The sequence below is a fragment of the Enterobacter sp. C3_dUdeg genome, from assembly GCF_057536195.1.
In genome coordinates this window covers 93,436-109,453 of record NZ_BAAKFX010000012.1, presented here as the reverse complement: position 1 = coordinate 109,453, position 16,018 = coordinate 93,436, and the positions used below count along the sequence as shown (strand labels likewise).

Below are 16,018 nucleotides of genomic sequence, written 5' to 3'. Positions count from 1 at the left end.
GCCCTATAGTTTGAGCATAGGAGGAGCGTATGGGCACACCACGATTTACACCTGAATTTAAGGAAGAAGCCGTCCGTAAGATAACGGAACGCGGTTATTCCGTCGCTGAAGTATCTGACCGTCTGGGCGTTTCTACACACAGCCTCTACAAGTGGCAACGGGCTATCAAACCTGATAACAGCGAGCAGCATGCCCGGGAAAGCGAGATCCTGAAACTCTGGACGCAGCTAAAACGCACCGAAGAAGAACGGGATATCCTGAAAAAGGCCGCGCGATACTTTGCAAGGGAGCCCGACTGAAGCACCGCTTTATCAATGAGCACCGCACTGTATGGGGTGTGATGACGATGTGTCGGGTACTGAATGTCGCCCGGGGCGGGTTCTATGCGTGGCTGCATAACCCTGTCTCGGCGCGTGATAACGATAACCAGCGCCTGCTGACGCTTATCCGCGACTCATATTCCCTGAGCGGAGACGTATACGGTTATCGGCGTGTTCATGGCGATCTGAACGAAATCGGGGAAACCTGCGGTAAAAACCGGGTGGGTCGTATTATGCAACTGAACCGGATCAAAGCCGTGCGCGGCTATAAAGCGCCGCGTCGTATCGCCGGCCGGCCTTCAGTGGTTGCCCCTAATCGCGTGCAGCGGCAGTTTACTGTTGTCCGGGCCAATCAGGTCTGGGTTACAGACATCACTTACAGTGTGCCCGGAGTTCAGGGCGAGCATGGATGCTCAAATGAACCACGAGTCTGTCTGGAATATTGAACCGGTAACTCACGATGAGAAACCGAACAATCCCACCGGGTGTGACGGTGGAGAACCTGAGCGGCAGTGACCTGTGGCATGCCCGCAGGGTGATGTAACCCGCTGACAACGGGGATTGAGGCGAGATCACTAAGCCAAGATGATCCTCAAGGTTGAGTGCTGAAAGGCTGAAGAACATGAACCCGTTAATCCGCCTCTGTGGGTTGAAAATGTCACCACGGCCTACGTGATCTGGCAGGCCGTGCAGAAGTAACGGACAGTGATACGTAAGCACTGCCCGTCGAAGGTGTTTTGACATGTATGCAAAACACCGGTGCAGCAGCGTCTATCACACTCGCGTTGCTGACTTCTGCCAACTTGCGGCAAGCAAGGATAAAGAGTGCGACGGGCAGCCTCCTCAGTATGTCTGAGTCCAGACAGGTGAACCGGGGAAGGTCAGCGACGGATGTTAAGGGGGCATGGCTCCGATGACGCGCTGGCTGGCGGAGCTTCCGTAGTAGTCCGCGATGGGGAAAGCCCATTACATGGCGAAGGGAAGCAGTTTATATGTGTTTGCGACGTGAATTAACTGACCTAACGAGGTGAAGACCTTTGATAATCAGCGAAATGCAACGCAAGCTTGCCACATGGGCAGCCACCGATCCGTCCCGACGGATTGAACGGCTGCTGCGTCTGATAACACAACCAGAATGGCTGACTGAGGCGGCGCGGATCACGCTTTCATCAAAGGGGGCGCATACCCCCGGCGTTGATGGTGTGAACAAAACAACGCTACAGGCCAGACTGGCTGCTGAGCTGCAAATACTCAGGGATGAACTTCTCTCCGGTCGTTACCAACCTCTGCCAGCCAGACGGGTTTATATCCCCAAAAGCAACGGCAAACAGCGACCTCTGGGGATCCCCTCGCTTCGGGATCGTATTGTTCAGCGGGCCATGCTGATGGCGATGGAGCCTATATGGGAGAGCGATTTTCATTCGCTTTCATATGGTTTTCGACCTGAACGCAGCGTCCATCATGCGATCCGCACAGTGAAAATACAACTCACCGATTGTGGGGAAACACGAGGTCGATGGGTGATTGAAGGTGACCTGTCCAGCTACTTCGACACCGTGCATCATCGCCTGCTGATGAAGGCCGTACGCCGCAGGATCAGTGACGCTCGCTTTATGAGCCTGTTGTGGAAAACCATCAAGGCCGGGCACATTGATGTCGGTCTTTTTCGGGCGGCCAGTGAAGGCGTACCGCAGGGTGGCGTAATATCGCCGCTGCTGTCAAATATCATGCTCAATGAGTTCGATCAGTATCTGCATACATGCTACCTGAGCGGGAAAGCCCGAAAGGATCGCTGGTACTGGAATAACAGTATCCAGCGGGGCCGAAGCACCGCAGTCAGAGAAAACTGGCAATGGAAACCTGCTGTAGCGTACTGCCGGTATGCCGATGACTTCGTGCTTATCGTCAAAGGCACCAAAGCACAGGCAGAAGCCATCAGGGAGGAATGCCGTGGCGTGCTCGAAGACAGTCTGAAGCTCAGGCTGAACATGGATAAAACCAGAATCACCCATGTTAATGACGGTTTTGTCTTTCTGGGTCACCGGATCATCCGCAAACACAGTCGTTATGGCGATATGCGGGTGGTCTCAACGATCCCTAAGGATAAAGCCAGAAACTTTGCCGCATCGCTGACAGCACTGTTATCAGGCAACTACAGTGAAAGCAAAGTCGATATGGCTGAACAACTCAACCGAAAACTGAAAGGCTGGGCCATGTTCTATCAGTTCGTTGATTTTAAGGCCAAAGTCTTCAGTTATATCGACCGTGTCGTATTCTGGAAGCTGGCTCACTGGCTGGCCCACAAATACCGTACAGGAATCGCATCCCTGATGAGGTGGTGGTGTAAATCACCAAAACCGGGTCAGAGCAAAACGTGGGTTTTATTTGGTAAAACCAACCACGGCAAGCTCAGTGGCGAAATCCTGTACCGGTTGGTGGGGCAAGGCAAGAAGCTGTTCCGCTGGCGTCTACCCGAAGGTAATCCCTATCTGAGGACGGAAACCAGAAACACGTATACATCGCGCTACACTGACGTGGCAATGGCGTTCGCCAGCGTTTAAATGGAGAGCCGGATGCGCTGAAAGGTGCACGTCCGGTTCGGAGAGGAGAGGCAGGGAAATAGTCCGACTACGCCCTACCTCTTACTCTACTCCGCACCTGGCAGGGCTGGCTGTATCTGGCGGTGGTTATCGATCTCTTCGCCCGTAATGTGGTCGGGGCTGGTCGATGAAACCCACTCTCTCACGCGAACTGGCGCTCGACGCGCTGATGATGACGGTTTGGTGCCGAAACCAGACGGCGAGGTCATCGTACATAGCGATCAAGGTAGTCAGTACGGCAGTGACGACTGGCAGCGCTTCTGCCGGGCCAATCACCTGGCACCGAGCATGAGCCGGCGTGGCAACTGCTGGGATAATGCGGTGGCCGAATCGTTCTTCAGTTCACTGAAAAAAGAACGCAGCAGGAAGAGAATATACAAAACCCGGGATCTGGCCCGGGCGGATATCTTCGATTACATTGAAGCGTTCTACAACCGGGCCCGGTGCCACAGTCACCTCGGCGGCGTCAGTCAGGAGGCCTTCGAACAGGCCTCATCGTGAGGACAGAATTTGTCTACGGGCGTGGGGTCAGTCCAATGATACCTTTCAGGGCGTAACCGCGAAATCCGGCAAGATTATTGCAATTTAATACAAGCCAGTGCAATCTAATGCAATGTAGTGCAACTCTTTTATTCCCCCGGTTAATCCTAGAGGCACGTTACCCACTGTATACAGTCGCGCGCTAAAGGGTTGCCCCTTTATATCCCCTGACGCCTCGCGATGCTCGTTGTCCAACGCTTCACACTGCCAGATTAAAATCTGTCAGCGCTCACCGTTCGTATTAACCAGAGTGATGTAATTATTACGCAATGGCGTTCATGTGGTGTAATAGTGACGCAATAGTGGTGTATTTTTGATGTAAAAGTGATGTATTACATCATGCAAGCATGATGTCTGTAATTATCGACGCAATTTTATTTTAGGCCGCCCTTAACCTGTGTAAAGACGTCTGCTTCATCGTCTGTTTTTTGCTCAATTATCCACTATACACCTAACGCAGTACGATAAATCGACCTAACACAATGATAAATAATGAAATATCGTAAGGTGGGAAGCGTGGCGTTATTAAAAAGGTAATAAAAAGTGAGGCTATCATGCTGATATGCTTAGTTTTTAGGGTATTACTTTTTTAATGCTGTAGTAAAAATAAAAAAAAGCTCCCCAGTCCTGCACTGATCGTGCAGGGTAAAGGCAAACAGGACAGGGTTGTGCCTGTGGGCTGGTTGCGCACGGAAGCTGCCACCTGTTCCGTCATGCGATGGCGACGCAGATATAGACGCTGATGTCGGTGCGGGCGTTGCAGGCGGTACATGCCACGACACACCAGGCAGAGAGTGACACTGAGGAACAGATGAACGAGGAGTTCAGGCGATATGATGCGGGTGAAGGTGACTACATCAGCGATGATGAAATGCCCCCCCTGAAATAGCGGGCGGGTCTGTCCGGCAATGACAAGGGTTGATGGGAAAGCGTGTGCCTGTAATACTAACAGTTATTAACTGATAGTAATTTATCCGGAGGAATGGTTATGCCAACCAGCGTCGCCCTCAGCCCTTACTTCGAAGCGTTCATCCGTGAACAGATAGAAAGCGGGCGTTATAACAATACCAGTGAAGTTATCCGTGCCGGACTGCGGGCACTGGAAGAGCGGGAGCAACAGATGAAACTAGAATCTCTCCAGAAAGCGGTCATCGCGGGCATCAACAGCGGTGAAAGCAAAAACGCTGAAGCAGGGAAGAGCGACACTACCAGCTAACCAAACTTGACGCCGAAGTTGATCAGTATGTGCAGGATGCGTGTTTCCAGGGGCGGGCATCGCCCGCCTGTCAGGATGCGAATGCTCTGGCACAGGGTCTACAGGACAGCTACAAAGATTATCTGGGCATGCTGACGTATAAAGAGCTGAATCGCGAAGATTACGCTCAACGAATACCTCAGCTGATAAATGGGATTACGCAATAGAGGGTTACGCGAAATCACAGAACATCAGCTACCAGGAAGCGAAAGACCGTTTTGCGCTGGCAATAAATACCAATCAGGCAGCTGATATTGCTGGAATATTTTATGGGCTGAAAGGCAACGAGGGCGGCAAAGCAGGAATCAGCAGCGCAGCGGCATCAACGCTAAAGCAGCTTATGACGAGTTCAAGCAGAACATTGCCAGTAGCACCAAGGGGAATAATGACGGGCTGATAACGGCCACTCCCGAAGCGGGATATACGGGCAGTGAAGGCTCTGAAGTGTCATCCTGTGCGCATCTGTCTGTGGGCGCAGGCGGTAAAGGGAATAGCACAGGAAAAAGCAGCGCAATTCCGGTGTCAGAACCTATTAAGGTTAGTAATGGGTTAGTATATAAATCTAACCCTAGGCATACATTAGGTCAGCAGGGTAACAGGTCAAATGCAGGTATCGAGCCTAAAGATTCCCTTAGCCTATTTGAGCATTCAATCCCCAGCCCGAAACAATACCCTAATAAAGAGGTTCGTTTTTCCGTCGATAGTCAAGGCAATATTCATCGATTTGAAGGTACGAATGGGCAGTATCACCGGAATGGGAGTACCGGGGATAAGAATACGTTAACAAGCGATCAAATACCGAATGCTGTTCAGAAACAGTTGGGAGTAAGAATAAAATGATTTACGGCGATCCTGTTTGTTTATCTCTACAATTTGATGTGGCTGATGAATTGAGTACACCCAATGACATTTGGAAAAATGGACTTTTTTCACTGTGTATTGAAGGGTGTGTGATATTTAATGCCGTGGCGATTCAAGGGAGAAAAGAGTCTTTGCCATATAAAAGATAGGGTTGAATTGAAATGCCCTGTTCTTATGAGAAAGGGCATTTCGGAGAATATAAAATATATTTAATGGCTCATTGAATCGTGTTTACTCATGTTGTCCTTTTTCATGTGATCCATATTTTCTTTTGCCATGTGATCTTTCTTCATTGAGTCTTTCTCCATATGGTCTTTGCACATATTATCTTTACACATATTGTCATGTGTCTTAGCCATATTGTCTTTGGCCATATTGTCTTTACTCATCGAATCAGCGGCCTGTACGTTTGCCATAAACAGAGCGGAAAGTACAGTTGCCGCGATGATCATCTTTTTCATGCTAGTTCCTCTTTATGTTGTAGTATTAACTGCCACCAAACCAGTTGTAACCCTGATCTTCCCAGTAACCGCCCGGGAAACGATTTGTGATTTCAATGACCTGGATATGCTTAGGGTTCTTGTATCCCAGCTTAGTTGGAATGCGTAACTTCATGGGATAACCATATTCTGCAGGGAGGAGCTGGTTATCCCATGTCAATGCCATCAGCGTCTGCGGATGTAACGCCGTGGCCATGTCTATACTGGTGTAGTAATCATCGGCGCAGCGAAAACTGACATACTTGGCGCGCATATCAGCACCAATGAGCGTCAAAAAGTGGCGAAACGGCACGCCACCCCATTTTCCAATCGCACTCCATCCTTCAACACAGATGTGACGGGTTATTTGACTTACCTGCTGCATGTTATGCAGCTCCGCCAACGTCCAGTTACGGTTGTCTCGTACCAGCCCACGAATTTCAAGGCGATAATTCCTGCCATCTATCTGCGGAATATCTTCCGGGCCATAAAAGGCATTAAACGGAAAAGGACGCGTGATATCTGCAGGCATATATTCGGGGGCAAGCGCGCGATCGCTGAATAAAAATCCCTGCACCCGGTCGTTAAAGCGTGACATGCGTGACAAAATATTTTCTACATCAGCGTTGTCGCTGATATCACAACCGGTAAGCATCATCATACCGCCGAGCGTCAACCCCTGCCGCAGTAAACGACGGCGGTCCTGGCTGAGTAATTTTTCCCCCTCTTTAACCAAATAATGCGAGTCAGTATCGGAGAGAAATCGGGATTTTTTCATGATGTATTTCCTTAGCGTCCCCGTAACATTGCCAGCAAAGTGCGTGGTACCAGCAACACCATCAGCAGATGAATGACAATAAATAACGCAAGTGCGCTCATGGAAAAGAAGTGGATATTCCGTGCAAAATCATATCCACCAAACAAGGTTCGCAAAAAAGAGAATTGTACCGATTTCCACAGCACAAGACCGGATAACACCAATACTATGCCATCCAAAAGAATGAACAAATAAGCTATTTTTTGCACCATATTGTACTTACTCAGGTCTGAGTGCTGGAGTTTGCCCCGCAGCGCCTGCAAAAGATCATCTTTCAGTTGACACCACGACAACGGAAATAGCTTTTCCCGAAAACGGCCGCTCGCCATGCCAAGTAAGAAATAAATTGAGCCGTTTAATATCAGTACCCACATCATGGCAAAGTGCCACTGGAGTGCCCCCCCCAACCAGCCACCAAGGGTTAATTGCGCAGGAAAGTCAAAGGGGAATAATGGCGCGGCATTATAGATGCGCCAGCCGCTAAACATCATGCCAGCTATGGCTACTGCATTAACCCAGTGGCAGCAACGTAACCATAATGGATGTAGTGGAGATGGATATGATGTACTCATTGTTATGCTACCCATAATTGACAGTCGCGTATTATTTAGTGAAAGCAAAACCGAAAAGCCAGAAGCAACAATAAAATACTATTCTTATTTTAAATCCGAAGAAGACAAAGAACCTACGATCTCTCATAAATATATCCAAATCGAGATTTGCATTTTATAAAGGACAATTCCACCTGCCATTTGTTAATTATTGCTAATTTTATAAAAACAGCAAGTCAAAAATGATGCCATAAAAAAAACTTAACAAACCCCGCCCTATTTTCGTTTAAATTATGCACCGAAAACAAACCAAAAACTCAAACTACAACAAAAAATGAAACCAAAGTTATTTTTCACTTATTGAAATATCACAAAAAAGTTAACTTTCAGACAATGTAATACGACCGTCCTAAACAGGAGGGTCAGTGCGACTGAAAAGGAATTACGCCCTGGAACTTGGTCAGTCACTCGCTCTACCGCTATATCCAGCAGGAGCGCCAGGGCGGTGGTGGGCTGTGTCAGCAACTACCGCACCGGGTTAAACGGTTTGACTATCAGAACGATGAGAACAAACTTGGCCCTTTTCTTCCCAACCGTGTAAGCATTGAGAATGCGCCGTTCCGAAGCGGCCCTCAAATAACAAACACAGCCAACGTTGTTCCTAGGATCAACATGATGTAGCCCCTGAAACACCAGACAGTAGCTGTATCTCCAGATAAGAGATAGGCTTGAATATATGTCTAACACTAACGCCAATTTTGAGATGACCGGGATCCTGTTAGGGCAAGAAGTCCGTAAACGTAAAACTCCTCAGGAGAAGATCGCCATTATCCAGCAGACGATGGAGCCGGGCATGAATGTCTCCCATGTCGCCCGTCTGCACGGTATTCAGCCCAGCCTGCTGTTTAAGTGGAAGAAGCAATATCAGGAAGGCAGCCTTACCGCCGTTGCTGCCGGAGAGGAAGTCGTTCCTGCTTCTGAGCTTACTGCTGCTCTGAAGCAGGTCCGGGAGCTTCAGCGCCTGCTGGGCAAGAAGACGATGGAAGTTGAGATCCTGAAAGAAGCCGCGGAGTATGGTCAGTCGCGAAAATGGATAGCGCACGTGCCCTTGTTGCCAAAGGACGAGGAATAGCCCTGGTCAGCCGCACCATGGGCGTGTCGCGTGCGCAGTTGTCACTGCGGATTAACCATTCTGCCGACTGGCTGGACGGGCGCTGTAACCGGCGTAATGACGGTGCAGATACTGAAATACTGTCGGACATCCTCGACATCATCAGCGACATGCCCAGCTACGGCTATCGTCGTGTGTGGGGCATCCTGCGTAAGCAGCGTCGGACGGAGGGGTTGCCGCCGGTCAATGCCAAACGGCTTTATCGGCTCATGAGCGAGCATAATCTGCTGTTACTGCATGACAAACCGGAGCGACCGAAGCGTGAGCATAAAGGCAAAATCGCAGTAGCAGAAAGCGATATGCGGTGGTGTTCAGGCGGCTTCGAGTTCGGCTGTGACAATGGTGAAAAGCTGCGTGTCACGTTCGCGCTGGACTGCTGCGACAGAGAAGCCATAGACTGGGCGGCGAGCACAGGAGGCTACGACAGTTCGACGGTGCAGGATGTGATGCTGAGGTCGGTAGAAAAGCGCTTCGGCGACAGGCTGCCGGACACACCGCTGCAGTGGCTGACGGATAACGGTTCAGCGTATACCGCGCATGAAACGCGGAGGTTCGCCAGAGAGCTGAATCTGGAGCCGTGTACAACAGCGGTGAGCAGCCCGCAAAGTAATGGCATGGCCGAACGGTTCGTTAAGACGATGAAAGAAGACTATATCGCGTTCATGCCAAAACCGGATGTGAGAACAGTCCTGCGAAACCTGGCAGCAGCGTTCACGCATTACAATGAAAACCACCCGCACAGTGCGCTGGGATATCACTCTCCGAGGGAATACCGGCGGCAGCGGGCATCGTTAACTTAAGAAACAAAAGCTGTTCGGAGATGGCGGGTCAAGATCACATCAATCTGCTGGGGCATTATACGTACACATATCGGAAGATATCCTGCAGGGATAACTGTCGGCGATAAACATCAATATAAACAATATCTTACATGATTACCCTGTGTTTTCGTTCCATTGTCCCTCACCCTTGCTAATCGTATTCGCATGGGTAGTTTAGTATTATAGTTACACGATAGTGTGTTAGATTGGTAGCGTATGTGTATTAAATGGTTACATAAAGTAATATAAGTATATTCCATAATGGTCGCTTTATAAGGACAGGGCTCATGAATGTTAAAGCATGGTTATCTCAGCAAACAAATATGGCCACTTCGATTTTCCATTCTGGTCGCTATTGTGATACATGGAAAGCATCTACATTTGAAACTGGCCTTCCCAGCTTTCATGTTGTATTGGATGGTTTTTGTTGGCTTAATTTTTCTGATAGTAATAAAAGAATCAGATTAGAGGAAGGGGATATTGTTTTCTTTTTTTTTAACTTACCATTTTACCTAACATCAGAGGCATCAACAAATGTAAATATTACCCCAAAGAAAAAAATGTATTCTATTAAAGAAAAAAAAGAAGGGGATACAGCTTTACTATGCGGATTTCTTCATCCAAAAGGTATTGAAGCTGAAATTCTTTTCACCTTATTGCCGGAATACATTATCATTAATAAAGAGATACAAGCAAGCGAGAAAATAACTCAGGTGATTTCAATGTTAAAACTGGAAACTAACACCGCTTGTGAACTTGCATTAACACGCATAACAGATTTGCTCCTTATATATGTAGTCGAGCAGTTAATTGATGAGTATCTCGTCGACGTCAATCTTTTAAAATTATCACAACATAAAGGCTTTGCTCGCTTGCTTATCGAAATAATGCATAATCCTGCTCAGGAATGGTCGCTTGAGATAATGGCAGACAAAATGAACATGAGCAGATCTACCTTTATAAGAAAACTAGATTATGTTTGCGGATTGAGCTCAAATTCATTAATCACAACACTAAGAATAAATATAGCAGTCAATCTTCTAAGGCGGGGTTATAATGCCGATGACGTAGCTTTTAAAATAGGATATAAATCAACCGTGGGGTTTTACAAAGCTTTTAAAAAAATAACATTAAGGTCACCATCCAACTTTTGGCGGGAAATGTAAATATGTAAAGAGAGGTAGGTTAATTAGTGAACATCAATGACGCTATCACTTTAACTTGCATTTGGATTTTTCAATATATTCATATAAACAGCTCACGCGGGAGCAATAAAGTTACAAACTCACAAACGCTAGTTTCTCTTGTTATTATAGTAAATAAATCACATCGACTTTTGTGTAAAATATTAAATTTTTTACATATAAAATATTTACAATGGTTTTATTATCGAGGATGTTGGGTTTATGCTAATATTTACTGCATCTCATCAAATTAAATATTTAACTTAGGTTCCTTAGTCTGAATTAATTCTCGCATGAAGATTCAAGTTTTTGATGTTAGTACGCAACTAAATAGCATCCCGAAGATCAGGGCAAGTTAAAATATGTTATATTACAATAACTTCCGGTTAAGTAAACTCATTATTAATTGTTTAACGTATCTCTGCTGCTGATTTTATGATGACCTCCGAGAGGTCCTTTGCATGCCCCCCCCATTTCTCATTGACTGCATCAGGAAAAGATTATCCAGATGCTTTATCAGCGCTGTAATAGAAAATTATTCCAGGGTGGTGACAAGAACTTGACATAAGTTATTGGACACTTTCTCTTTAAAATAAATTCATTTTTTACGCAATTTAAAAAAGATACCTTTTGGTTCTATTATTCCCATTCTATGCTGAGTTTCTGTTGCCGCTCTATGTATACCACCAAAGTTCTCGCGTTTAACTTCAGGTTTTTTCACCTTTTTTATACACATATCCCGCTTGTATCTTGCCTCTGAACGTTCAAAATCACTCCTGCAAAGATGCATAACTTCCGACCATCGTGCTGCGGCACGTCTGTAATAACCTTTTTTTTCAAGCTCCTCAGCTTTCTCATCATAAATCATTAGAAATTCCCTCTCGAAGTGACAATTTGAGTGAATCCATCAAGTTATTTAATCATGTGTATTTTTCCTACTACATATTTACGCCAGTCAAATAAGTAAGTAAGTAAGTAAGTAAGTATTAATCTTTTCTTGGTGTGAGTTAGGAAAATTAAGTTCCTGATGACTGTATTTATAGTAATCAACCCACCTTCTTTTTTCCGTTTAAAAAAGACAAAGATTCCCGTGAGCTTTTATGAGATCAACCTTAAAGTTTCACTTTTTATTTTCTTTGGTTATTGCTCCTAAGTGTTGGAAAAATTATCTTAATGGTTCGAGCCCATTATGACAGATAGATACAAAAAACTCAAACTCTTAAACTCTAGTTTTTTACAATAAAATCAACTAAGAACAATATAAAACCGAACCCAGAAAAATCACAATAACCATTAATTTCATTATTAATTTGCATGTGGTAATTTAGTTAATTACTGGTTTTAAATAATTAATATACGCCCCACTACGATCACAGTAGAAGTATCCTCTCCTCGTGAGTTTCTAGGCTGGCTCATGCTTGGTGACAATGTGTTGCCCCCACAGTAGACCCGAATATGATGGGGTAGACTGACCCCGCCAAGACAGACGCTCCTGCCTTATAGTTTGAGCATAAAAGAAGCGTATGGGCACACTACGATTTACACCTGAATTTAAGGAAAAACAGTCGGTCAGATAACGTAACGCGGTTATTACGTCGCCGAAGTTTCTAACCGACTGGGCGTTTCATGACACAGTCTCTGTAAGTGTTTACGGGATATTAAACCCGATAACAGTGAACAGTATGCCCGTAATCTATTGGCCGGTCGTTAAGCTCAGCCCAACTGAGGTACCGCTTTGTCAATGAGCAACCGTTGTATGGGGTGTCATGACGATGTAACGGGTATAGTGCGTCGCCCGTGCCAGCTTCTTTGTGTGGCTGTATAACTCGGTCTCGGCCCAGGATAAAGATAACCAGCGTCTGCCGACGCTCATCCGTGGCTCCTATTCACTGATCGGAGGTATATATGACTATCGTCGGGCCCATGGCGATCTAAATGAAATCAGGTTAACCTGCAGTAAAATCGGGTGTGCCGTATTGTTCAACTGAACCGACTCAAAGCGGTGCGCTGCTATTAAGCGCCACGCCGTATCGCCGGCAGGGCTTACGTTGTTGTCCAAATCGTGTACAGTGGCAGTTTACCATTGTCCAGGCCAATCAGGTTTGGGACCAACAATACCTATATCCGCACCTGGCAGGGCTGGCCGTATCTGGCGGTGGGCATTGATCTTTTCGCCCTTAACATAGTCGGCTGGCCCATGCAATCCCGGATGACAAAAGACATTCTCCTGAACGCACTGCTGATGGCTGTATGGCGGCGTAATCCCCAAAAAAAGGTGCTGGTTCATTCGGATCAGGGCAGTCAGTACACAAGCCATGAGTGGCAGTCGTTCCTGAAATCACACGGCCTAGAGGGCAGCATGAGCCGTCGCGGTAACTGCCACGATAATGCGGTTGCAGAAAGCTTTTTCCAGTTGTTGAAACGAGAACGGATAAAGAAAAAGATCTACGGAACGCGGGAGGAAGCCCGCAGCGATATTTTTGATTACATCGAAATGTTTTATAACAGTAAGCGTCGGCATGGTTCTAGCGATCAGATGTCACCGACAGAATATGAAAACCAGTATTATCAACGGCTCGGAAGTGTCTAGATTATCCGTGGCGATTCAGTTAACCCCGTGAAAGTTTCCTCAGGAGCGCTGCAGCTTCAGCTTCAGGCATGGTGAACTGAACCCTGTGCCGTGCAGCTACATCGAGTGCAAACACTTTCGTGTAAATCTCAGTCGAACTGACGGACTTGTGCCCCATCAGGCTCTGAAGCACCTTCAGCGGAATGCCGGCGTACAGCATGTGCATAGCGTAGGAATGGCGGAAAGTGTGTGGTGTCACCGACACGGAGAACCTCACCCCGTCGGCGGCCGCAGCATCCACAGCTTCGTTCAGCCAGCTCCGGACAGTACGGTCGGTAATCTCCCAGATTCGTGCCTTCTCTGTTCTGCCTGTGCGTTTACTACGTCGCTCCAGGGGGATTTTCAGGGTAGCCACCATCATCTCCAGCTGGTTAACATAGTTCGGATCTGAAAGTGGAACAAGGCGATGTGTCTGGCTGCCGACAGGCACACGACCGGACGTCCTGGCCGCTCTCTCCGTTCGCTGTTTAAGTGTGGCCAGCTGTACGAACGGGTAGGGTGGCACCAGGGAAAAATCACTCCTGGTCAGGGCCAGGGCTTCGTTAATGCGTGCGCCTGTGTTCCAGAGTGTGGCAAGAAGCATCTTGCGTTGAAGATCGGGGATGTAATGGAGCAGGGCGCTGACTTCTGGCGCCAGCAGGTATTTCGGCAATTCGTCCTGAACGAGAGCCATCTGACGCAGGGCCAAAGCGGAAGGATAATCAATGGATACAGGCAGTTGTGGCTGTGCAGATAAGCCACTATACAAAGTTAATCCCGTCAATATTACCTCCTTTATTCTTCTTGGGGTGAATCAAGAGTCAGCCCGTAGCGATCATCGTAAAACCAGTCAGCCATAGTCCATCAGAAAGAAATACCCTTTTGCCGTATCTGCGTCATTCAGTTCTTCCCTCCGAACACAACTTGAGCTTCATCGCCGGCCGATACCCAGGCCAGTCGACCATTGCGCAGCCGTAACCTTCCAGTATACGTATCTTTCTGGCAACGATATCTCCGCCTGCATCAAGAACGAGAAATTCCTCAATGATGACTCCTTCATCACCGGTAAGGCACTGCACTTATTTGAAACGAGCGATATTGTTTTGTGGGCATCAGCAATGAGGGTATCCACTAGTTCCGCATAGCCCATGCGTTATTCCTTCTTGAAAAATAGTAACTCTGGATAATTATGACGTGCAGCACAACAAACTGCGTACAATGCCGAATTAGTTACTCAGCTTAATATTCTTTTGCTTATATTATTTGTCGTGAATTTCACCGATCTGATAAGTAGCAGACATATAACCACGCCACTAAATTATCGGAAGCCCGTTTCATGGTGATCCGAGTTTTTGCTTATTTACAACTTTCCGGAAGTATACCACGGAGGGAAAATAAGAAAAGCGCCCATTTAAGATGTTGGGCGGGCGGTCACGGGGCAGGGGATAAACACAACATATGTACTAAGACTCAGCTTAAGGAGTAGCACATGTTGTGTTTCTTCGCCGCTGCATGCAGGTGTACTGAAAGAAGATCCGGAACTCAGGGTTTTCGGATCTGAAGAGAAATGAGAGAGTGCAGGCGTTGCTGTAGCACTACAATCATCACTTTCACTAATTAATAATGCATCACAACTTTCTTCATCAAAGTAAACTGATTAATAGCTAATAATAAAATGCTAGGTTAGCATAATGAACAAAACAAATATGAAAGGAATGATGATGCTCAGCCAGCTTAACCTGCGTTTTCATAAAAAGCTGATCGAGGCGCTGAAAGTGCGTGCCGGTCGGGAAAATACTTCGGTCAACGCCCTGGCCGAACGCTTCCTCGATGACGGACTGAAAACGGTCGCGCCCGGCGACGGGTATTTTCAGCTGGTCGCGGATCCGGATGGCACGGTCCGGCAGCTTTACCGGCATATCATTCTCGGCCAGACCTTCGGCACAACCCCGGTTTCCCGGGATGAGCTGCGCTTCATCCTGGCCTATGCCCGGGAGGCCTTTCTTTGCGGTCAGAGCAGGCTGGCCACGCTCCCGGCCCTGGACACGCTGCTCGATATCACCCGCAACCTGCTGGCCTGGCAGGTGGCGCATGACCGTCCGGTGGATAGCCACTACCTGAAGGGGATCTTCCGCCTGGCCGGGGAAAACTGGACGCAGGAGTTTGACGCCTTCCGGGCAGAGCTGCGCCCGGTCGTGGATCAGGTGTATGCCGAACACCTTTTGCGTCCGCTGGAGAGCGACTGCTTTAACCTCGCCGATATTCCCGACAGTGCGCTCGCCGGGATTTTTACCCTGTCGCGTCTGAAAGCCGTTTTCCCGCTGATGCTGCGCGGGCTGGACTGGAGCGGGGAGAGGGCCAGAGATCTGGCTCAGGAGCTGCGCCCGGTGATCCCGGCCGTAACGGAAACCATCGAGGCCGGCACGCTGCGCCTGGAGATCCGGATTGACGGCCAGCACCCCGGAGAACGCCCGGGGGCCTGGTACACCACGCCCCGTCTGCACCTGCTGATCACCGGTCAGGACTTCGTGGTGCCGTACGGCTGGGAAACCTTCTCCGAACTGCTGGGCCTGTTCACACTGTATGCCCGTCATCCGGAAGCCCTGGCGCACGGTCACCAGGGGGAGCGCGTGATGTTCTCCCCGCCCGGGCACGTCTCGAAAGAGGGATTCTACGGTATCGACGGGCTGCGGATATTTCTCCCGGCAGAGGCCTTTGAGACACTGGTCCGGGAGCTCACCACGCGATGCGCGGAAGGCCCGCTGGCGGAGGCCCTGACCGGGCTGCGCTGCCTGTACGGAGATGTCTGAT

At 48.1% G+C, this 16,018-nt stretch carries 12 protein-coding genes and 3 pseudogenes; 10 read left to right on the top strand and 5 right to left on the bottom strand.

Going from position 1 to position 16,018, the window contains the following annotated elements; translation table 11 throughout:
- Positions 1-29 precede the first annotated feature (29 nt).
- The 6 genes and pseudogenes from AC27FC_RS20085 to AC27FC_RS20060 form a co-directional block, all read left to right on the top strand.
- Positions 30-700: pseudogene (locus AC27FC_RS20085) on the top strand (IS3 family transposase); the annotation flags it as partial.
- 672 nt (positions 701-1,372) lie between these two features.
- Positions 1,373-2,881 carry a group II intron reverse transcriptase/maturase gene (gene ltrA / locus AC27FC_RS20080; RefSeq protein WP_172620547.1) on the top strand — a complete coding sequence of 503 codons (1,509 nt, stop codon included), beginning with the start codon at positions 1,373-1,375 and terminating at the stop codon, positions 2,879-2,881.
- 80 nt (positions 2,882-2,961) lie between these two features.
- Positions 2,962-3,421, top strand: a pseudogene (locus AC27FC_RS20075) (IS3 family transposase); the annotation flags it as partial.
- Positions 3,422-4,448: 1,027 nt separating this feature from the next.
- Complete coding sequence (locus tag AC27FC_RS20070; protein ID WP_487160331.1) at positions 4,449-4,676, top strand: type II toxin-antitoxin system ParD family antitoxin; 228 nt, start codon at positions 4,449-4,451, stop codon at positions 4,674-4,676.
- A gap of 29 nt (positions 4,677-4,705) precedes the next feature.
- Positions 4,706-4,882 carry a hypothetical protein gene (locus AC27FC_RS20065; protein WP_487160330.1) on the top strand — a complete coding sequence of 59 codons (177 nt, stop codon included), beginning with the start codon at positions 4,706-4,708 and terminating at the stop codon, positions 4,880-4,882.
- A gap of 669 nt (positions 4,883-5,551) precedes the next feature.
- On the top strand, positions 5,552-5,725 hold the full coding sequence (locus AC27FC_RS20060) for an Imm42 family immunity protein (protein WP_487160329.1): 174 nt from the start codon (positions 5,552-5,554) through the stop codon (positions 5,723-5,725).
- A gap of 60 nt (positions 5,726-5,785) precedes the next feature.
- On the opposite strand, the gene AC27FC_RS20055 is transcribed toward AC27FC_RS20060, so the two are convergent.
- Genes AC27FC_RS20055 through AC27FC_RS20045 form a run of 3 tightly spaced genes read right to left on the bottom strand, consistent with a single transcriptional unit; the run spans position 5,786 to position 7,444 of the window.
- Positions 5,786-6,037: a pentapeptide MXKDX repeat protein gene (locus AC27FC_RS20055; protein ID WP_487160328.1), complete on the bottom strand. Its 252-nt coding sequence runs from the start codon at positions 6,035-6,037 to the stop codon at positions 5,786-5,788.
- A 25-nt stretch (positions 6,038-6,062) separates the two neighbouring features.
- A complete protein-coding gene (locus AC27FC_RS20050; RefSeq protein WP_487160327.1) occupies positions 6,063-6,833 on the bottom strand; it encodes a molybdopterin-dependent oxidoreductase in 771 nt (256 codons plus the stop codon).
- Positions 6,834-6,844: 11 nt separating this feature from the next.
- A complete protein-coding gene (locus tag AC27FC_RS20045; protein ID WP_487160326.1) occupies positions 6,845-7,444 on the bottom strand; it encodes a cytochrome b/b6 domain-containing protein in 600 nt (199 codons plus the stop codon).
- A 742-nt stretch (positions 7,445-8,186) separates the two neighbouring features.
- Between AC27FC_RS20045 and AC27FC_RS20040 the strand changes: the two genes are divergently transcribed.
- Positions 8,187-9,394 (top strand): IS3 family transposase gene (locus AC27FC_RS20040; RefSeq protein ID WP_487160335.1). Its coding sequence is split into 2 segments (ribosomal slippage): positions 8,187-8,508 and positions 8,508-9,394, totalling 1,209 coding nucleotides; the frame shifts between segments, so codons are not numbered across the junction.
- A 308-nt stretch (positions 9,395-9,702) separates the two neighbouring features.
- Complete coding sequence (locus AC27FC_RS20035) at positions 9,703-10,581, top strand: AraC family transcriptional regulator (protein ID WP_487160325.1); 879 nt, start codon at positions 9,703-9,705, stop codon at positions 10,579-10,581.
- Positions 10,582-11,197: 616 nt separating this feature from the next.
- On the opposite strand, the gene AC27FC_RS20030 is transcribed toward AC27FC_RS20035, so the two are convergent.
- Complete coding sequence (locus AC27FC_RS20030; protein ID WP_487160324.1) at positions 11,198-11,467, bottom strand: PerC family transcriptional regulator; 270 nt, start codon at positions 11,465-11,467, stop codon at positions 11,198-11,200.
- Positions 11,468-12,122: 655 nt separating this feature from the next.
- On the opposite strand from AC27FC_RS20030, the pseudogene AC27FC_RS20025 reads away from it, so the two are divergent.
- A pseudogene (locus AC27FC_RS20025) lies at positions 12,123-13,189 on the top strand (IS3 family transposase).
- A gap of 19 nt (positions 13,190-13,208) precedes the next feature.
- On the opposite strand, the gene AC27FC_RS20020 reads toward AC27FC_RS20025, so the two are convergent.
- Entirely contained in the window at positions 13,209-13,991 is a 783-nt protein-coding gene (locus AC27FC_RS20020) for a site-specific integrase (RefSeq protein ID WP_487160323.1), read from the bottom strand.
- Positions 13,992-14,928: 937 nt separating this feature from the next.
- Between AC27FC_RS20020 and pifC the strand changes: the two genes are divergently transcribed.
- Positions 14,929-16,017, top strand: coding sequence for a transcriptional repressor PifC (gene pifC, locus AC27FC_RS20015; RefSeq protein WP_487160334.1), 1,089 nt, complete (start codon positions 14,929-14,931; stop codon positions 16,015-16,017).
- Position 16,018: the final 1 nt, after the last annotated feature.